Source organism: Leeuwenhoekiella marinoflava DSM 3653 (assembly GCF_900129005.1).
Taxonomy (GTDB): Bacteria; Bacteroidota; Bacteroidia; order Flavobacteriales; family Flavobacteriaceae; genus Leeuwenhoekiella; species Leeuwenhoekiella marinoflava.
The window spans coordinates 246,856-267,013 of the sequence record NZ_FQUN01000004.1; the positions used below are offsets into that span (position 1 = coordinate 246,856).

Consider the following 20,158-nt stretch of genomic DNA (forward strand, 5'->3'; position numbering starts at 1 on the left):
TTTTATATTGTTGTTAACAAAGTAATCAACAATTACGCCCAAATATATATATTTAAGCCATTTTAGTCGTGATTTTATCTAAAACCTTAAGTAGGATTTTACAACCCTTTTTTATCTCTTCATTAGAGACGGTTAGAGGCGGAGTGATACGTATTGCACGGGTTTCAAAAAGTAGCCAAAATAAAATTAAACCTTCTTCTTGTGCCATCAAAATTGCTTCGGTAGTTATTTCTGCCGAAGGAGTAATGGCAACCAGCATCAGACCTTTTCCGCGTACTTCGGTGATTAGGTCATGTTTGAGCAGGCTTCTAAAGAGTTTTTCCTTCTCTAAAGTTTGTGCCATTAAATCACTTTCTAAAATAGTTTTTGCTGTTGCTAGAGCAGCTGCCGCAATGACAGGATGACCTCCAAAGGTTGTGATGTGACCCATTTTAGGATTGTCAGACAAGAGCTGCATATGCGCTTTTGAAGCTGTAAAAGCTCCAATAGGCATACCGCCTCCCATACCTTTACCCATTACTACAATATCTGGAACTACGTGATAATTTTCAAAACCAAAAAATGTTCCTGTACGTCCAAAGCCGGGTTGAATTTCATCTAGAATCAAAAGAGCGCCCACTTCTTCACAGCGCTTTTTTGCCGCAGCAAGCCAGCCGTGCTCCGGTTGAATAAAACCTGCTCCGCCTTGAATTGTTTCTAAAACGACTCCGGCTGTATTTTTTGTAATCTTATTTAGGTCTTCAAAACTGTTGAAGTCTATATTTGAAATGCCGCCTACAACGGGTCTGAAAGGAGCTACACGCTCTTCATAATTCATTAAACTTAACGCTCCAAATGTATTACCGTGATAGGCTTGATTGGCAGATATAATCTCACTTCTTCCTGTAGCACGTCTGGAAAGCTTCATCGCGCCATCTATCGCTTCGGTACCACTATTTACTAAATAGGTTTGCTCTAAGGATTCGGGTAAATTTTCGGCCAATAAGCGGGTTAATTGAACTGCAGGATCTTGCGCATATTCACCATAAACCATCACGTGAAGATACTTTTCGCTTTGCGTTTTTATAGCATCTACAACTGCTGGGTGACAATGCCCTATACTCACTGCTGATACACCTGCAACAAAATCCAGATACCCTTTACCCGAAATATCATAGATGTACGAACCTTTTGCATGAGATACTTCTACAGCTAAAGGATGCGGACTCGTTTGCGCCTGATATTTAAAAAAATCAGCTTTCATTATCTGTGGTTGTTGAATCTTTAACTTTAGGCTTAGGGACTTCTTTTAAATTCGGTTTCTGTATTGTTGTAGAATCTGTTTCTTTCTGAATTGTTGCTTTATCATTGATTGGAACTCCTAATGAAGGAGCATCTTCTTCTCGGTTTTTAAAGTCTGAAGGATTCAATTTTGAAGCATCTGGGATGTCCAACTCTTCGTCTGAAATGCTATTATCAAAGAAATCTTCATCGATTTCCGGTAACGGAATACCTTCAATTTTAGTAAGGGTAAACGGAGCTTCACCTTTGAAGATATCTTCTTTGGACAATAACCGCTCATCACCCCGCCAATTCAGTCCGGGGAATTCTCTGGACTCAATAGGAAATTTAGAAAGCGGGTAAACCTCACCGTCAACTTGTTTCCACTTTGTGACTTCAACCAGTTCATTTTCTTCTAAAATCGCCGTAATTGAAGCTGATTTACTTTTGTCTATTCCTTGTAAAGCCCCATCTTCTCCACGCATATAATTGATGCTTTCGGCGTTTTTCACAATGTCTATTTGATGCAAAGCATTGTCTAAAAAAGTACCGTAAAGCACATCTCCTTTTACTTGATTAAACCCTGTTTTGTCCTTTTGATCAAATAGGGGAATGGTGTCTTGTTGCGCCATAAAAGCATTTTCAAATACTTTAAGAGAATCGAGTTGCTCGGTTTTGGTATCGCTTTTCAGATGAATGGAGTCTCCAGTCATCTGGCTCAGACCACTCCATAAAATGGGCTTGCCAATCATTTGTGTCAATCCGGTTTGTTGATTGATGTGTATAGAATCTGATTTTCCGCTTAAATCACTTTTGAAAAGGCGTACGTTGTAATAACCGCGTACAATGCGTTTTTCAGGAATTCCTGTAACTACGAGTCGATCTCCATGAATGTAAATGGAATCGTTATCCTGAACGGTTATCGCAACAGCTTTTTTAGTGATAAAAACTGAATCTTTATCCTTGTAAACTTCGGCATAATGTCCTTTGATAACACTGTTATTTGCGGTGTCTAAAACTTTGATATTGTTAGTCGCCGAAGCAAAATTAGTAGGCCTATCAAAATACAAACTGTCTCCGTAGACCGTGCGATTATCATAATCTATACGGGAATTTTTCACAAAATAACCGTTGTCGTTTCGGGTGTCATAATAGCCCCGTTCACAATAAACGGTGCTGGTCTCACTGGTAATAGTAGAGGGACCATACAAATAAGCTACACCGCTTTCCGAATAAAAATCAAGTTGGTCGCTTTCAATAACATATTCCGGGTTTGTGACCACCACGTCCTGAATAAAGGAATACTTATCCTGATCTAAAAAATAACGACCTATTTTACTGTTGATAATGCTTGCTGTGTCTCGTAGTGTTCCACCGGTTCGGTAATAGGCTTGCTGTTTGATTCTGTCAAAATAGAGCGTATCTGTATCTAAAGTAGCAGTAGGTGTTTTTAAATTCACTCCTCCTGATGCCCAAGCAAACTGGGTATTACCGTTATATTCCCCATAGTTGCTGCGCATACTAATGGTGTCGCCTTGTTTCATGCGAACATTACCAATGGCGCGGACAAAATTTTCATTTTTATAATGAAATGCTAAGTCACACCACATTTCTATACCTTCATGCTGAATATAAACCTGATTGGTATTTTTATACATTACCAAAGCTCCCGGATATTTTACCTCATCGATTTGAGAAATATCTGAGGTGATATCTAGTTCTTTTCCTTCCTGAGCAAAGGAGCTTGCGGCAAGGAAAAGCATTAAAAAAAAGAGACTGTTTTTTAAGAAATCAGGCATAATACAATTTGATGCAAATATAACGGAAAAAGAAGCGGTTAAAGTATTCCCTTTAATCAAAAATGAAAGCTATTATTTTTTAGCAGATTGCGCTTCTTTTATCATTTCGATATAGAAATCTTCAGTAAGGTCGTCTTTAGAAAGTTCTAGCTCTGCTAATAAACGATAGAGTTTTTCAAAAAGTGCATCAGTTTCAGAATGATTAGCAGTTGAAGTTTCAATCTCTATAAAAGAATCTTCTAGTTCATCAAATTGAACAAGTGCAATTTCAACAGAAGCTTCGTTGTAATTTAAATTGAAAATTTCACAGTGCTTGGTGTAATGAGCTGTTTTTATATAGCCCAAATGTAAAAGTATTTGCTCAGTATTGTGATGATCTAAAACAATGCTTTCGTATTCAGGTTTAGAACGTGTTACTTTTTCAAAAGGTTTGTCTTTAAAAGTTAGATAATGTTTTGCTTCGCCTGAGTCTAAATTGGTTTTAGTACGCAAACGAAACTCCTGATCTTCTTCCGTCAAGGTATTGTCCTTATCAAAATAGCGGTCGTCATAGTCTAAGCGATATTGAGAATCCAGACTTAATTTTAAGATAGCTTTGCGGGTTTGATCGTGGTTTTTAAGACGAGCCGTAAGTTCTACTTCATACATAATTAAACACTTTTTAGCTTAAAATTAAACTTTACAAGCAAGCTTTGCTTTTATAAACGAACAACTTTATGAATGAAACTTAATTTTTCAATTACCGGTTCTGATAAAATAAAAGGATAAGCGTCTGTATGCCCCATGCTTCGGTTTAATGAGTTTATAGAATAGGTGAGTGGTAAGTAGTGTTTAATAATCTTACTCATATCTGCACCATCATAGGGATCAAAATCACAAGCGACTCTAAGATTAGGCACCTTTGAAATTTCAGGATCTAGTCTAAGGCCAAAATTAAAAGAGGTTTCTAGCATATCCATTAAATGTAAGTAATGCGCCCATGTTTCTGCCCAGTCTTCCCAAGCGTGCATGGTCGCATAACTGCTGATGTAATTTTCACGCCAATTATCTGGAGCTCCATTTTTATAATGCTTTTGTAAAGCTTCACTATAATCTTCACTATCGTCACCAAAAAGTACTCTGAATTCTCTCAAATTATTAGGATTGTTTTTTATTAAAACATCCCAATAGAAATGCCCCACTTCGTGTCTGAAATGTCCTAATAATGTGCGATAACGTTCAGAAAGTTTTTCTTTAACATATTCTCGATGCGCAGCATTTGCTTCCTGAATATTTAAAGTTATGAGTCCATTATAATGACCGGTTTTTACAGCATTTGGCTCGTTGGGGTCTGAAGCTAAAAAATCAAAGGTTAGATTAAATGGAATGTCGTTAAATGTGAATTTTATAGGGAGTTTCAGCTTGTGTAAACTGTAAAACAACCTGCGCTTTGCTGCTTCAATTTTTTGCCAATCGAGTCTGTTTTCCGGGAAACTCAAATCTGGTATCATGTGATTAGTACTGCAAGCTTCACAATATTCATTTTCGCTTTCTGAAGAAACCAACCAATTGCAGGCATCCAGTTTATGGTTTGTACAATATATTAGAGTTTGTTCTTTATTTACAGGATTAGCAACCGGAAAGCTGTTTGCAGGGAACGAAATGATTTCTTCACCTTCGTAAAGATAGCCTAGGTTATTACCACATTTTTCACAAGAAATGTTTTCAAAATAAACCAGATTATCGCAATTAGAGCACTGAAAGAGTTTCATAGTTAGTTGTTGTTAAGGCTTTATAAATGTAAGAGTTAAGGCTTTAAGAGTGTAGTAATAATTTCAGAAATAAAGCATAAAAAAACCCGAAGCAAAATGCTTCGGGTTTTAAGTATTTCAATAAGAATTATGAGACTATCTGTGAATTGTTTGTGTACGGTCTGGACCTACAGAAACAATTTTAATAGGCACATTCAATTCTTTTTCTAAAAATTCAATGTAAGCGTTAAGCTGTTTAGGTAATTGCTCATCGCCTTTCATTTTAGTGAGATCTTCTTCCCATCCTTTCATTTCTGAATAAATAGGCTCTACATTTTCAGGCTCAATATTATAGGGTAAATGATCTATAACTTCACCTTTATACTTGTATTGTGTGCAGATTTTAAGTGTATCAAAACCACTCAAAACATCACCTTTCATCATCATCAATTGTGTAACACCGTTAACGCGTACTGCGTATTTAAGAGCTACAAGATCTAACCAACCGCAACGGCGTGGTCTACCAGTGGTAGCTCCAAACTCGTTACCTATGCGTCCCATAGTTTCACCAACTTCGTCAAAAAGTTCGGTAGGGAAGGGGCCAGAACCCACACGAGTTGTATATGCTTTAAAAATACCAAATACATCACCTATCTGATTAGGAGCAACTCCCAGACCGGTACAAGCACCGGCAGCAGTAGTATTTGAAGAAGTTACAAAAGGATATGTACCAAAATCAATATCAAGAAGAGAACCTTGAGCTCCTTCAGCTAGAATTGATTTTCCGGCTTGTTGTGCCTGATATAAATATTCTTCAGAATCAATAAACGTTAATGATTTTAAAACTTCAACAGCTTTGAAAAATTCAGATTCTAATTCTTTAAGATCAAACTCGATTTTCGCATCATAAAAGTCAATCATATCAATATGCTTATCTCTAAGCGAAGCATAACGATCTTTCCAATCAGCAAGTTCAAGATCCCCTACACGAATTCCGTTACGACCGGTTTTATCCATATATGTAGGACCGATTCCTTTTAGAGTAGAACCAATTTTAGCCTTACCTTTTGAAGCTTCAGAAGCTGCATCAAGGAGACGGTGTGTAGGTAGAATTAAATGCGCTTTACGAGAAATAAGTAATTTTTCTTTGATGTTTAGTTTAAACTGAGCAAGATTGTCTAATTCCTTCTTAAAAATAACCGGGTCAATCACAACACCGTTACCAACTAAGTTGATCGCGTTTTCGTGAAAAATACCTGAAGGAATTGTGTGTAATACATGTTTGATGCCATCAAATTCAAGTGTGTGACCTGCGTTAGGTCCGCCTTGAAAGCGGGCTATAATATCATAGTCTTTTGTAAGAACATCTACGATTTTGCCCTTACCCTCGTCTCCCCATTGGAGACCTAGAAGTAAATCTACTGCCATTTATGAGTTATTGTCTTCGGTTGTGTTTTCTGTTGAATTCTCTTTGCGGGTACCGTAAAAATAAAGGGAGTGTTTGTTGATCTCTATATCGAAAACCTCTTCGATGGTCTTCTTGATAGATTGAATACGTGGATCGCAAAATTCTATAACCTCACCGGTATCAGTTAAAATAACGTGATCGTGCTGTTTGTCAAAATAGGATTTCTCGTATTGAGACTGATTTTGCCCAAACTGATGTTTGCGCACAAGTCCACACGCCAGTAGAAGTTCTATCGTATTGTAAAGCGTAGCTCTACTCACTCGATATTTTTTATTCTTCATACTGATGTATAAAGTTTCTATATCAAAGTGGTCTTTGTAATTATAAATCTCCTGTAAAATCGCATAGCGCTCGGGAGTTTTACGATGACCGTTTTCTTCTAAAAACTTAGTGAAGACGTTCTTTACGACTTCTTGATCTTTATTTATTGTTGCTTTAGGTACCATAATAGAGGGTGCAAAGTTACGTATTTACAGGCGTATGACTTTATCGATACCGTTTATTTTTTTTAAGTTTTCTATAAGCCTGCGTAAATGCTCTTTGTTTTGAACAATGACGGTAATGTTTCCTTTAAAAACGCCGTCGTTAGTTGTGAAATTTAGATTACGCATATTTACATGCATGTGTTCTGAAATTTCACGGGTAACGTTATTTACCAGCCCAAGGGTATCGATTCCGGTTAATTCTAGGTCTGCTTTAAATTCTTGTGCAGATGAATCTATCCATTTTGCAGGAATAATTCTGTATGCATAATTGCTTTGTAATGAGATTGAATTGGGGCAGTTTTGTTTGTGTACTTTAATGCCTTCTGAGACTGTAGTAAATCCAAAAACTTTATCTCCAGGAATAGGGTTACAGCACTGAGCTAAGGTATAGTCTAGTTTTTGCTCATCTTTACCAAACACCAAAAGATCATACTTTTCGGTAATCTCATCTTTGTTAACATGCTCAGCTACCGGAGTTTTACGTATTTTATTTTTAAAGAAACTAACAAAAGCATTACTGCGGGATGTAGCATATTCTTTTATCATTTTATTGTCTATCGAGCCTATTCCAACACGATAGAACAAATCAAGACTGGTTTTTAATTTAAAATAGATAACCATCTCATTAATTACATTCTCATCAAGACTGATCTTTTGAGAACGCAATTTTCTAGTAAGAATTACTTTACCGTCTTCTGCAATAGTTTTCTTCTCGTCTTTTAAAGAAGATTTAATCTTAGAGCGCGCACGTGCTGTTGTAGCATAATCTAACCAGTTGTTATTCGGTTTTGCATGTTCTGAGGTAATAATTTCTACCTGATCACCACTTTTAAGTTCGTGACTCAGTGGAACTAGTTTACCGTTTACACGTGCTCCGCGGGTGTGCATACCTACTTCGGTATGAATACTAAACGCAAAATCTAAAGGCGTCGCCGCTTTAGGCAGAGACTTTAATTCCCCTTGCGGGGTAAACACAAAAATCTCTTTGTTGTACAGATTCAATTTAAACTGCTCAACAAAATCTACAGCATTCGTTTCGTTATTTTCTAATGCTTCCTGTAAGCGGTTTAACCACTGATCTAAAGTTTGATCTTCATCGGTTTCGTTTGATGTACCTTGTTTGTATTTATAATGAGCAGCATAACCTTTTTCGGCAATTTCGTTCATTCGGTCAGAACGAATTTGTACTTCAACCCAGCGTCCTTTAAGCCCCATTACGGTAATGTGCAAGGCTTCGTATCCTGTAGATTTCGGTGAAGAGATCCAGTCACGCAGTCGCGTGGGATTTGGTCTAAAATGATCTGTTACTATAGAGTAAATTTTCCACGCTAAAAACTTTTCGCTTTCAGGCGCTGCCTTGTAAATAATTCTAATTGCAAACTTGTCATACACCTCGTCAAACGGAATATTCTGCTTGAGCATTTTCCGGCGTATACTGTAAATAGATTTTGGTCTGCCTTTTATCTCATAATCTAGAATCTCCTTATCTAAAGACTGCTCCACAGCTTGGGTAAACTCTTCAATATATTGATCCTGTTGTTCTTTAGTATCTTTCATCTTCCGCGAAATGTCTTTAAACACTTCGGGTTCTGTGTACTTTTGTCCAAGATCTTCAAGTTCTGTTTTAATGTTATAAAGACCTATACGGTGCGCAAGAGGCGCGTAGATATACAGTGTTTCACTGGCGATTTTTACCTGTTTGTCAGGTCGCATAGAATCCATCGTTTGCATATTGTGCAAACGGTCTGCAATCTTAATGATAATTACCCTAACGTCATCGTTTATGGTAAGTAGCATTTTTCTAAAGTTCTCTGCTTGTAACGAAACATCACGATGCTTCTTTAGGTTTGAAATTTTGGTAAGTCCGTCAACAATACGTGCTACGGTAGGTCCAAATAACTCTTCTAAATCTTCAAGCGTATAGGATGTGTCTTCAACTACATCGTGTAAAAGAGCAGCAGCAATAGAAGTCGCATCCATACCTATCTCACTGGCAACAATACGCGCAACAGCAAGAGGATGAAATACATAAGCTTCCCCAGACTTACGACGCTGATCTTTATGCGCGTCTACAGCCACCTCAAATGCTTTTCTGATCATTTTTTTATCATCATCAGAAAGCGTGCGGTAACTTATGCGCAATAATTCTTTGTAGCGCCTGGTAAGCTCTTTATTTTCTTTTTCTATATCAACCGGAGTCATAATTTAAATGTACAACTATATCCTAAAAAAGCAAATGGAATTAGCGCTTCTATTCAGAAATAGATTTTGAAAAATGTAAAGTTTTAAAATCAGTTTAAATATTAGCGAAGCTGTTTTAGATTGCGGTAGCGCTGCAATAAGGTAGGGTGTGAGTAATGCAATTTTACATACAGTGGATGCGGAGTTAAATTACTCAAGCTGTTGCGAGAGAGTTTTTTAAGCGAACGTATAAGTGGTTCACCGGAATACGTGTCTTTTGCGTAATTGTCAGCTTGATATTCAAATTTTCTCGATAGCAAACTCATTAAAAATCCTGTAATTCCAGAAATAGGCGTGTATAAAATTCCAAAGGCTATTAAGCCGATATGAAAACTGGGCTGGGTTACGCCTAATGCTTCAGAAAATATGGGCATACTTATAAAAATGCCTAATAACCAAAGCGTAAAACCAGTAAGTAAAATAGAAGTTACTAAATTGATAATGATATGATTCTTTTGATAATGACCTACTTCGTGCGCTAAAACAGCAACGATTTCTTCTTCTTCCAGATCGTTGATTAGCGTATCGTAAAGCGTGATTCTTTTTTCGGATCCAAAACCTGAAAAGTAAGCATTGGCTTTTGTACTGCGTTTAGAACCGTCAATAACAAAAATATTATTCAGTTTAAAACCTACAGTAGCAGCATACTTCTCAATTTTTTCACGCAGCGAACCTTCTTCCAGCGGTTGTTGTTTGTTGAAAAGCGGCACGATGAGTTTTGCGTAAAACATATTCATTACAACCGCAAAAACAGCAAAAACAATCCATGCATAGAGCCAAAAAGAATTTCCGCTCACTTGATAAAACCAAATGACCAAAGCGAGCAAGCCACCGCCCACAAGAATAGTCATCAACCAACCTTTGAGCTTATCCATAAAAAAGAGGGCAGGAGTTGACTTATTAAAACCGAAGCGTTCTTCAATAACAAAGGTCTTGTAATAACTAAATGGCGTTGTGAGGATGTCAGATCCCAGCATAATAATTCCGAAGAAAATAAGGCCTACAATGATCTCGTTAGAGCTCACCGATCGCGCTAGATCATCTACATAAGCAAAACCATCAGCAAAGAAAAAGAGTAACGTGATCACAAGCATAAAACTCGAAGTTAACATTGAAAATTTTGCATTCGATTTTTTATAGGCTTGCGATTTGCGATAGGTTTCTTCATCATAGACGTCAGCCAATTCCTGTGGAATAGCATCGTCAAAATGCTTGGTGTTTAAAGTATCTAGAATTTGATCAATCACAAAGCTGATTGTGATAAAGCCTATAATGATATAAAAAACAAGTGTTGGGGTCATAGTAAGGTATTTTATTTTTTAAAACCGCGCTGTCTACGGGCTTCAAAAATCAAGATTGATGCGGCAACAGAAACATTCATAGAATCTATTTTGCCTTGCATCGGGATGATGATATTTTGTGTTGATTCTTTACGCCATTCTTCTGAAAGTCCGTCTGCTTCTGTGCCTACGACGATTGCTGTAGGGCTTATAAAGTCCTGTTTTTCGTAAGAAATGGCTTCTTGTAAGACAGCCGCGTAAATAGCAATATTCTTTGCTTTTAAATAAGTAAGGACTTCTTCGGTTGTGCCTGTAGCAATTTGCGTAGTAAAAACACCACCTACGCTAGAGCGTATGATGTTTGGATTGTAAAGATCTGTAAGCGGATTTGCTAAGATAAAAGCGTCAACTCCGGCGGCGTCTGCGGTACGTAATAATGCTCCTATATTTCCTGGTTTTTCAGGAGCTTCAGCAACAAGAATTAGTGGATTCTCGGGTAATTGTAAATCATTCAATTGATTTTGTTTCGCTTTCGCGGAAACAACAATTCCTTCTGTAGTGGAGCGGTAAGCTATTTTTTTGTAAACTTCTTCAGTAACTGCAATTTGCGTTATGTTTTCATCTAGTTTAGACTGAAGCAGTTGCAATTCTTCAGCATTAGCTATAGCATCGCAAAATAGAATACGTGTCAGTTGAAAACCGGCTTGCAGGGCGAGATTGATTTCCCGCACACCTTCAATAAGAAATTCACCGCTTTTGCGGCGCTCGCGCGCTTTATCTTGTAAAGCTGCAAGGCTTTTTATAGTAGGGTTTTGCGTGCTGCTAATTTCTTTAATCATTGCGGTAAATAGCCCTGCGGCGATGTAATTTATGTTATCGGCTAAAGATACTAAAGTGAGCCAGTCTTATTCATTTTTTGAAATAGAATCAGTTACCTTTTTAAAGGTATAATGCTCTTTTAAAACTTCAAGCAACTGATTTTTAGAATATCCCTCTTCTTTTTTACTGAAAAGTTTAAGGTTAAGTTGATCATTATCTCTAATCTTTAAAGTATCTGCGAGGTAAAGTTCATCAATCAATTTTTGTAGACTGTAATTTTGAGCGTCCAGACATAGAATGTTTCCATCTTGAAGAGAGTCTATGTTTAAACGCTCTTGCTTATCTACTTTGAAGGCGATCCCGGTAGCTTCAATCTTAACGTTATCATCATCAACAAGGTTTTGTTCTACATTATGGAAGAATAAAAAAGACATCATTATCAAAATGAAATTATGACTGAAATGTCCAAAAAGCGCCCAGACAAATCCCAATTTTAATCTAAAAAAGCTAAAAATAATTCCAGCGAAAAGTTGTGCTCCTACGATAATTGGAGCCAGCATAAAGAAAACGACATCAACATTGTTGTAATTGCTCAAGTGTATAAAGCCAAAAGTTGCTGAAAAAAGGTAAACAATAACACGTAGGTGTTTTTTCCAAAAACCAGAAAAATCGGTTTTAAAAAGATATGCTATAAATCGAAAGATATAGTTGCGTTCGTATTTTAAAGGAAATCTAAAGATGAATTCTTCAAGAAGTGGGGGAAGAATGGTAATTAATAAAATCGACATCCAGAACGAGTACAACTTGCTATTGAGTACATTTTCATAAGGTGTCATTAAGGGCTCTAAAATCGAGATCAGAATAACAAAAATGAATGCTATAATAAAATCATAGATAACACCAGAAATGAGGTATTTAAACTTTTCCCAAGTCGATATGGAAAATGGGATATCGTCTGGTTTTTTTATGAAGTTATTAATGCTGTTTACGCAAACGCGAAATCCCATAATTACTTCTTAAATAAAGGAATCAAATAAGATATCGTGTAACTGTAGCCTGCACCGTAGACATTGTCAAAAGTCACTTTATTATAGCCCGGTGCATACAAATTAGTAAAGTCATCAGGTTCTTTTTGGGTAATCATGCGCTTCAATTGCACATTGAGACCCATGTACAGATTATTAAAAAGTTCAACCTGTATACCCATTTGTAGCTCTAGCCACGTCAAATTGAGGTTTGTGTAATTACGAGAAACGGTTCTTACATCTGGCTCAAAAAAGGGATTTGTAGTGTAAATTGTATAGCGATCTAAATCTTGATTGAAAGTAGAAAAACCAGCATGTAAGCCTACATAAATAAGGTTAGACATTCCTATCCAGTTGTTATACGCATTATAGTTGAAACCAGCCTTTATATAGCTTCCTTGAGTTTTTGAGAAATAATTAGCATCATCAAACTCTTTAGATTCCGAACCTATCTCAGCTGCCAGATAATAACGGTCTTTAATTCTAAAATCACCTACAATGGCAAAACCTTGATAAGTATCATCAAGAACACTGCGTAGAGGTTTACTAAAATCTATACCCACTCGTAAACCATATTTATCAATTTTAGGTTTTTGGGCACTCGTATCACTGACCACTTCTTCTAAAGGTTCTTCAACCTCGATGCCACGGTCTTCTTCCTGTGCCTGAATGTTGAGAAAACTCAACATTGCAAAACTAGTGACTAATAGAAACCTGTGTGGTGTCTTCATCTGAGATAGTTCTGGTAGTAAAATTTATATCATCAATCCAGCGCCCGTCTGAACCCGGATTATTCAGGATGCTAAGATTGGTAAATATCACGCGATACCCACAAGCTGAACTTATAAATTCTTCTTGTGTAGTATAGATAAAAGTCAAGGTGTCTGAGTTATCCGGATCTTCTGTAGCAACTAAATTGTTAGGGTTTTTTGTGAAAACCAAAACTGTTGCGGTAGTGTCTGTACGCAATGGTACTTGTATTGAAGATGCATTTGAGAATACTAAGCTGTCTGAATAATCAGGTTTATATACCGTGATGTTCATTGGTTTATTTTCATTGATATTTTCATTACTTAGAAAACCAATAGTAAGTGCTGGTGTTGTAGGTGTGCTTGCAGCACAAATGTCATCTCGCTCACAAGAAAGCGAAATTAATAATACAGCAAACATTAATAAAATCCAGTTTTTTAGCATCTGGGTTATCTTAATTTTAATAAAACAACATTCTCTACGTGATGTGTCTGTGGAAACATATCTACAGGTTGTATACGCTCTACTTTATATAATTCATCTAGCATCGCCAGATCTCTCGCTTGTGTCGCGCTGTTGCAACTCACATAAACAATACGATCTGCTTTTATCTTAGCCAGTTGAGCAACAACATCTTTATGCATTCCATCGCGTGGAGGATCTGTAATAATAACATCAGGTTGCCCGTGTTGAGCTATAAATGCATCGTTAAACACATTTTTCATATCGCCCACATAAAACTCAACGTTTTCTATTCCGTTTAATTGCGCATTAGCTTTAGCAGCAGTAATCGCATCAGGTATGGCTTCAACGCCAATAACTTTTTTAGCTTCTTTAGCTACAAATTGAGCGATAGTTCCTGTGCCGGTGTAGAGGTCAAAAACGGTTTCAGCACCGGTTAAGCCTGCAAAATCACGGGTGATTTTATACAATTCGTAAGCTTGCTCAGAATTGGTCTGATAAAAAGACTTCGCGTTGATCTTAAATTGAAGACCTTCCATCTCTTCAAAAATATGATCTCTTCCGGAATAGCAAATAACCTCCTGATCATAAATCGTATCGTTACCTTTTTCATTAATAACATAAAGAAGCGAAGTTATCTCAGGGAATGTTTCCTTTAAATAGTTTAAGACCAACTCGCGTTGTTGCTTATCTTCTTTAAAAAACTGAATCAACACCATCAATTCACCGATACTACTCGTGCGTATCATCAAGGTACGTAGTAAGCCCTCCTGATTGCGCGTATTGAAAAAGGGAATATTATTTGCGGTAGCAAAATCTTTAACGCCGTTACGTATCGCGTTACTTGGATCCCGCTGTAACCAACATTTATCAATGTCTAAAATCTTATCCCACATCCCCGGAATATGAAAGCCTAAAGCATTTCGATCTTCAATGATTTTATCACTTTGAATTTGCTTTAGTGTAAGCCATTTGCTATCACTAAACGAAAATTCCATTTTATTGCGGTAAAAGTAAATCTCTTTACTGCCGCTAATAGGAGTGATTTCTGGAAGCTCTATTTTGCCGAGACGTTGCAGGTTATTTACAACTTCACGTTGCTTATATTCCAGTTGATAATCATAATGCATATTTTGCCATTTACAACCGCCGCATGTTCCAAAATGCTGGCATTCCGGTTCGGTACGTTTTGGAGAATATTCATTAATCTTTATCGCTGTACCTTCATAATACGCTTTGCGTTGTTTTTGAGTTTGTACATCTACGACATCACCCGGTACCGCATTATTGATAAAAATAACACGTCCATCAGGGGCTTTTGCTATAGCTTTTCCTTTTGCGCCGGCATCAATAACCTGCACATCAGTAAAAACTTTTCTTGTTTTCTTTCTTCTTGACACGCCGCAAAAATAGAATAAATAAGACGATTATTTCAACGGAGTAGGTATAAGTATTACCGAGTTTAATTTTAAGAGGAAGCTTCTTTATTTAAAGTCATTTTGAATAGAGCTGATGATATTGAATTTAATGCAGTTGTCCTCTAATTTTAGTATTTTGCAAGCACTTGATCGGGATGATTTCTCTCCTGTTGAGGATGTTATAAATCTGCTTCAAAAGATTTAAAATTCAGGCTGATACATTTGTTTAAAACTTTACAACGGAACTGTATAGAACTGAATTATCAAAGCATCTTAAGTAGGAATCGTATAAAGATTACCTTAAAAAATTACAAAATGACTACTGTAAAACAACTCACTTCACAAGAAGCAATCGCTCTTGAGGACAAACACGGTGCACACAATTACCACCCACTTCCTGTGGTTTTAAAACGCGGTGAAGGTGTATACGTATGGGATGTTGAAGATAAAAAGTATTATGACTTTTTATCTGCATATTCAGCAGTAAACCAAGGTCATTGTCATCCTGCAATTGTGGGCGCAATGACTAAACAAGCCGAAGTATTAACGCTTACCTCTCGTGCATTTCACAATGATATGCTGGGACGTTATGAGGAGTATGCAACAGACTATTTTAAGTTTGATAAGCTTTTGCCGATGAATACGGGTGCAGAAGCTGTAGAAACAGCGATAAAAATTGCACGTAAATGGGCGTATGAGAAAAAAGGAGTGGCAGAGCACGATGCGCAAATAATTGTTTGTGAAAATAATTTCCATGGAAGAACTACAACGATTATTTCGTTTTCTAACGATGAAGATGCCCGTAAAAACTTTGGACCGTACACACCGGGATTTATTAAAATTCCTTATGACGATACCAAAGCATTAGAACGCGCATTGATTGAAAACAATAACGTCGCAGGTTTTTTAGTAGAGCCTATTCAAGGTGAAGCAGGAGTTTATACTCCGGCTGATGATTTTATTAAAAAGTCAAAAGCTTTATGTGAAGAACATAATGTATTGTTTATAGCTGATGAAATTCAGACGGGTATTGCTCGTACGGGAGCCTTGTTAGCTGTCTGCGGAAATTGTACTTGTAAGGGACATTGTGAACGTCAGGAGACTTACACAAGACCAGATATTTTAATTTTAGGAAAGGCTTTATCTGGAGGAGCATATCCTGTTTCTGCTGTACTTGCAGATGATGCTATTATGAATGTGATCAAGCCAGGTCAACACGGTTCTACCTTTGGGGGAAACCCTGTTGCGGGAGCTGTGGCGATGGCTGCCTTAGATGTTGTAAAAGATGAAAAACTTGCACAAAATGCTCGCGTATTAGGAAATTTATTTAGAGCTAAACTAAATGAATATATTGCCGGAAGTGCTATTGTAAACTTAGTAAGAGGTCGCGGATTGCTCAATGCTATTGTGATTAATGATTCTGAAGATAGCAGTACAGCCTGGGATATTTGTGTAGCACTTAAAGAAAACGGACTACTTGCAAAACCTACTCACGGAAATATAATTCGTTTTGCTCCGCCATTGGTAATGAATGAGGAACAATTGCTAGAATGTGTTGAAATCATCACCAAAACACTTCAGAGATTTGAGAAGTAGTTTTTAAGATAAAATAAATTCAAAAAATAAAAGGAGCGACAAACCAAACAGCCGCTCCTTTTATTTTTTAAGAACTGTGTTGCTTATTCAGTTGCGATAAGTTCTATATCAAATGCGATAGCTGTGTTGGGAGGGATTGATCCACTTCCTCTTGAACCATAAGCTAATCTTGCCGGCATTAATAGAGTAGCAGATCCGCCTTCTTTCATATAAGAAATACCTTCTCTGAAACCGGGTATTACTTGCCCTAAGTTGAACTTAATTTCGTTGCTGGACTGGTCAAATACAGTACCGTCTAGAAAATAACCTTTATACGTTACGGTTACATCAGAACTAGTGGTAGGTGTAGCGCCTTCTCCTTCGGTTGTAATTATATAGTATAAACCAGAGTTAGATTTTTCAACATCCAGATCATTAGCTTCAATATATGCTTCTAACTCTTTTTGATTTCGAGTAAAAGCTTCGGCTTCAGATTCGCTATTGTCATCATCAGAACAAGAGATAAAAAATAAAAGGCAAAGACCTATGGATAATAGTGTTTTCATAAATTAGTTTTTTTTTTGAAATTGCGAATCTAGGTGTTAATGTTATTTTCGGCAAATAAAATCGATCGCTCAAGTGAAATCATCAAGTGAAAATGGTCTGTTCGCAAACTAAAGGGTTTATTTTTGCGCTTCAATCTGACGAAAGTTAAAATGTAATTTATTGTTCGTTTTATGAAATCTTTTTTTCTTGTTTTCCTTACTGCTTTTACGTTATTCTCGTGCTCTGATGTTCAGGTAAAATCCCCAGAAGAAACATTGGCTAAAGCTTTAGATACGTTAAATAATTGGCAGACTCTAAGTTATGCTGTAGCTACTACAAAAGCAGAAAGAACTTTAACAACAACTTATAAGTTGAAAAAAGTGCTTTATGAACCATACATTAGACTTTTTTTCTACAAAGAGATGAATGGGAATATAGGGGTTTATCATAAGCTAAACTCGCTTGCCGTCGTAGAAGACAAGAAGAAGAAAATATCAATTTTTGATGTTGGAAATGATCGCTCAGTTCCTAAATATCTTGAGTTGTATATGGCCGATGATAATAACCTGATTAATTTAACCGGTTATTTGAATTCTAAGAAGAATGAGATTCAGTTTGTGGAAGAAGAAAAGGTAGATGGCGAGAAAACGTATTGTTATACTTTTGGTAATTATAAGTTGTGGTTGGACGTAAATACTAGTTTGCCTGTTAAATATGAGATAGCTGCTAATACTTCAAAACTTATATCAATTAGCTTAAAGAATATCATCTTTGATTCTAGGATGACAGATGAGGTTTTTACACATCCCCAAAAAGAAGGTTATGTAACCTCAATGGTAGGTGCTAAAACTGAGCCACTACTCAATACTATGGCTAAAGACTGGGAGCTAAAAGATCTAGAAGGTAGTAGTATTACTTTAAATGATTTTAAAGGTAAGCCACTATTTTTAGAAGCCTGGATTTCTACTTGCGATCATTGTGCAGCTTCTATGCCTGCGGTTAAAAAAATCGCATCAAACTTTAGTTCTAAACTGAATGTTGTTACAGTAAATTTTGATTATGATTTACCTTCTGCTAAGGCAGCAGTAAAAGAGCACGTCATAGAATACCAAGTATTGCAAGGTGACGCACTCTTTGATAAAAATTACGATCTGCGCTCTTTTCCATCTTATTTTGTGATAAATAGTGCCGGTAAAATTGTTTATTCTGAACGTGGAACTATTGAAGGACGCAAGCAAAAAGTTTTATTAGAGGTTCTTAATTCTGTCGAATAACTATTTACAAGTTATTCAGTGAGTTAATACTTACTTTTTAGCTGCTAGTTCTGCTATCTTGATAATAACTTCAGAGGCCTTAATCATGCTTTCTACAGGAACATATTCAAACCTTCCGTGGAAATTATGACCACCAGCGAAAATATTGGGGCAAGGAAGTCCCATAAATGATAGTTGTGAACCATCTGTACCACCTCGAATTGGTTTAATTATGGGTTTAACATCTACAGCGCGCATTGCTTTTTCAGCCAGTTCTACAATATGCATAACCGGCTCTATTTTTTCACGCATATTAAAGTATTGATCTTTAATTTCAAGAGTAACCAGTTCTAAGCCATACTGGCTATTTATCTCTAAAGCAAGATTGTTGAGTACTTCTTTTCTTGCTTCAAAATGCTCTTTGTTATGATCTCTTAGAATATATTCTAATACTGTTTCTTCAACATCGCCGTGAATTCCATTTAAATGGAAAAAACCTTCTCTCCCTGAAGTGTGTTCTGGGGTTTCTAACCGAGGTAACGAACTTATAAAATCTTGAGCAATATGAATGCTGTTTATTAGCTTACCCTTGGCATAACCGGGATGTACACTTTTTCCTTTTACAAAAACCTTTACACCGGCAGCGTTGAAATTCTCAAATTCGAGTTCGCCTATCTGGCTGCCGTCCATCGTATACGCCCATTCTGCACCAAATTTATCCACATCAAATTTATGAGCCCCACGACCTATTTCTTCATCAGGAGTAAAACCTATTCTAATGGGGCCGTGCTCAATTTCAGGATGATTAATCAAATACTTTATAGCCTCCATAATCTCTGTAATACCCGCTTTGTCATCAGCTCCCAGAAGCGTTGTTCCGTCTGTGGTAATTAGAGTTTGACCTTTATAATCTAGGAGATCGTCAAAGTCATCAGGAGAAAGAATAATATCTAAGTCTTCATTCAGAACAATATCGCCTCCCTCATATTTTTCAATGATTTTAGGTTTAACATCAGTTCCGGTAAAGTCTGGTGTTGTGTCATAATGCGCAATAAATCCAATAGTGGGTATATCTGCATCTACTGTCGCGGTTAAGGTTGCCATTATATAGCCATTATCGTCTATTGTTGCATCACTAAGGCCGAGGTCTATCAATTCCTGATGCAGCTTTCTTGCTAAAACCCATTGCTTTTCGGTACTGGGAGTAGAAGAACTGTTCTCGTCACTTTGTGTGTCAATTGTTACATAGCTAACAAAACGGCTTATTAAAGCATCTTTTTCTATCATAGAATATTTTATTTTCATTTTTTTTAGTTGAATTGCTGGTTGTTCGTATTAAATAAAACCTTTCTGTTAATTTTTATTATTTAATATTAATTAAGGAGTTCTCGAGAAAAGGAATGATTTGATAATACAAACACAAACTAATCAAAATTAATATTATACTAAGAAATGACACTATTGCTTTTATTTTTTCTTGTTTTATTATTTTAACAGGGAATGCACAACAGCTTGAAGTATCTGCTGTTGTGATTGATGATCAATCCACTCCATTGTCAGAGGTTTCTGTTCAAATCAAGACTACAGACCAATCCATCCAGACAATCTGTTCTATAATAAAGAAACCGATACGTATTGCTGTCTGATGGGCCAGGCGATGAAGAAAATCGGATGCTACCAAAGTGAAACGAAGAATGGTTTTAAGCAGCAGATTCATCGTTACCATGCCGTCAACTGCCAAGGATGCCCCAGCTGCTATAAAGTCAAAGGGAACAGGGCTATCGGACGCAATTACAACCTGATTCGTCTCAAGAAAAAGACCAGAGATCTACTCTTAAGTGAATAACTAATAGCACATCGCAAAAGAAGATGCTGGGATGTAGAAACAGTCTTTGGAAATATCAAGCAAAATACGGGCTTCAAGCGTTTTATGCACAGGGGAATGGATAAAGTAATTACTGAAATAGGCTTAATAACTATGGCGCACAATTTAAAGGAGTTCAGTATAGGAACAGTAAAGGCTATCCTTGTCTTTTTTATTTAATAG

The 20,158-nt window shown here is 36.7% G+C and carries 18 protein-coding genes; 3 read left to right on the forward strand and 15 right to left on the reverse strand.

Annotated features, from left to right (window positions below):
- Window positions 1-52 precede the first annotated feature (52 nt).
- The 13 genes from BUB91_RS03260 to rlmD all read right to left on the reverse strand — a co-directional run bounded on the left by BUB91_RS03260 (window position 53) and on the right by rlmD (window position 14,719).
- Window positions 53-1,243 carry an aspartate aminotransferase family protein gene (locus BUB91_RS03260; RefSeq protein ID WP_073096937.1) on the reverse strand — a complete coding sequence of 397 codons (1,191 nt, stop codon included), beginning with the start codon at window positions 1,241-1,243 and terminating at the stop codon, window positions 53-55.
- Window positions 1,233-3,059: an OstA-like protein gene (locus BUB91_RS03265; protein ID WP_073097190.1), complete on the reverse strand. Its 1,827-nt coding sequence runs from the start codon at window positions 3,057-3,059 to the stop codon at window positions 1,233-1,235. Before BUB91_RS03265 ends, BUB91_RS03260 begins: the two co-directional genes overlap by 11 nt.
- 72 nt (window positions 3,060-3,131) lie before the next feature.
- Window positions 3,132-3,707 carry a class IV adenylate cyclase gene (locus BUB91_RS03270; RefSeq protein ID WP_073096939.1) on the reverse strand — a complete coding sequence of 192 codons (576 nt, stop codon included), beginning with the start codon at window positions 3,705-3,707 and terminating at the stop codon, window positions 3,132-3,134.
- Between the two features lie 50 nt (window positions 3,708-3,757).
- Window positions 3,758-4,810, reverse strand: coding sequence for a zinc-binding metallopeptidase family protein (locus BUB91_RS03275; protein WP_073096944.1), 1,053 nt, complete (start codon window positions 4,808-4,810; stop codon window positions 3,758-3,760).
- A gap of 135 nt (window positions 4,811-4,945) precedes the next feature.
- Entirely contained in the window at window positions 4,946-6,217 is a 1,272-nt protein-coding gene (locus BUB91_RS03280) for an adenylosuccinate synthase (RefSeq protein ID WP_073096948.1), read from the reverse strand.
- Window positions 6,218-6,703 (reverse strand): Fur family transcriptional regulator, encoded by a 486-nt coding sequence (locus tag BUB91_RS03285; RefSeq protein WP_073096952.1) that lies wholly within the window; start codon window positions 6,701-6,703, stop codon window positions 6,218-6,220.
- 24 nt (window positions 6,704-6,727) lie between these two features.
- Entirely contained in the window at window positions 6,728-8,944 is a 2,217-nt protein-coding gene (locus BUB91_RS03290; RefSeq protein ID WP_073096956.1) for a RelA/SpoT family protein, read from the reverse strand.
- Between the two features lie 101 nt (window positions 8,945-9,045).
- On the reverse strand, window positions 9,046-10,284 hold the full coding sequence (locus tag BUB91_RS03295; RefSeq protein WP_073096959.1) for a M48 family metallopeptidase: 1,239 nt from the start codon (window positions 10,282-10,284) through the stop codon (window positions 9,046-9,048).
- An 11-nt stretch (window positions 10,285-10,295) separates the two neighbouring features.
- Window positions 10,296-11,099 carry a TrmH family RNA methyltransferase gene (locus tag BUB91_RS03300; protein ID WP_073097192.1) on the reverse strand — a complete coding sequence of 268 codons (804 nt, stop codon included), beginning with the start codon at window positions 11,097-11,099 and terminating at the stop codon, window positions 10,296-10,298.
- 69 nt (window positions 11,100-11,168) lie between these two features.
- Window positions 11,169-12,089, reverse strand: coding sequence for a CPBP family glutamic-type intramembrane protease (locus BUB91_RS03305; RefSeq protein ID WP_073096962.1), 921 nt, complete (start codon window positions 12,087-12,089; stop codon window positions 11,169-11,171).
- Window positions 12,090-12,091: 2 nt separating this feature from the next.
- A complete protein-coding gene (locus tag BUB91_RS03310; protein ID WP_073096964.1) occupies window positions 12,092-12,838 on the reverse strand; it encodes a DUF6048 family protein in 747 nt (248 codons plus the stop codon).
- On the reverse strand, window positions 12,804-13,301 hold the full coding sequence (locus tag BUB91_RS03315; protein WP_073096966.1) for a DUF6452 family protein: 498 nt from the start codon (window positions 13,299-13,301) through the stop codon (window positions 12,804-12,806). The genes BUB91_RS03310 and BUB91_RS03315 overlap by 35 nt, the downstream gene beginning before the upstream one ends.
- A gap of 5 nt (window positions 13,302-13,306) precedes the next feature.
- Entirely contained in the window at window positions 13,307-14,719 is a 1,413-nt protein-coding gene (gene rlmD, locus BUB91_RS03320) for a 23S rRNA (uracil(1939)-C(5))-methyltransferase RlmD (protein WP_073096968.1), read from the reverse strand.
- 333 nt (window positions 14,720-15,052) lie between these two features.
- Between rlmD and rocD the strand changes: the two genes are divergently transcribed.
- Window positions 15,053-16,333, forward strand: coding sequence for an ornithine--oxo-acid transaminase (gene rocD, locus BUB91_RS03325; RefSeq protein WP_073096973.1), 1,281 nt, complete (start codon window positions 15,053-15,055; stop codon window positions 16,331-16,333).
- Window positions 16,334-16,416: 83 nt separating this feature from the next.
- On the opposite strand, the gene BUB91_RS03330 is transcribed toward rocD, so the two are convergent.
- The gene (locus BUB91_RS03330; protein ID WP_073096979.1) at window positions 16,417-16,878 is read right to left on the reverse strand and encodes an FKBP-type peptidyl-prolyl cis-trans isomerase; all 462 of its coding nucleotides are present in this window, start codon (window positions 16,876-16,878) and stop codon (window positions 16,417-16,419) included.
- Between the two features lie 255 nt (window positions 16,879-17,133).
- Here BUB91_RS03330 and BUB91_RS03335 point away from each other — a divergent pair, with 255 nt between their 5' ends.
- The gene (locus BUB91_RS03335; RefSeq protein ID WP_164917818.1) at window positions 17,134-18,132 is read left to right on the forward strand and encodes a TlpA family protein disulfide reductase; all 999 of its coding nucleotides are present in this window, start codon (window positions 17,134-17,136) and stop codon (window positions 18,130-18,132) included.
- A gap of 30 nt (window positions 18,133-18,162) precedes the next feature.
- On the opposite strand, the gene pepT is transcribed toward BUB91_RS03335, so the two are convergent.
- A complete protein-coding gene (pepT, locus tag BUB91_RS03340) occupies window positions 18,163-19,398 on the reverse strand; it encodes a peptidase T (RefSeq protein WP_073097194.1) in 1,236 nt (411 codons plus the stop codon).
- Window positions 19,399-19,960: 562 nt separating this feature from the next.
- Between pepT and BUB91_RS21605 the strand changes: the two genes are divergently transcribed.
- Window positions 19,961-20,155, forward strand: coding sequence for a transposase (locus BUB91_RS21605; RefSeq protein ID WP_083557814.1), 195 nt, complete (start codon window positions 19,961-19,963; stop codon window positions 20,153-20,155).
- Window positions 20,156-20,158: the final 3 nt, after the last annotated feature.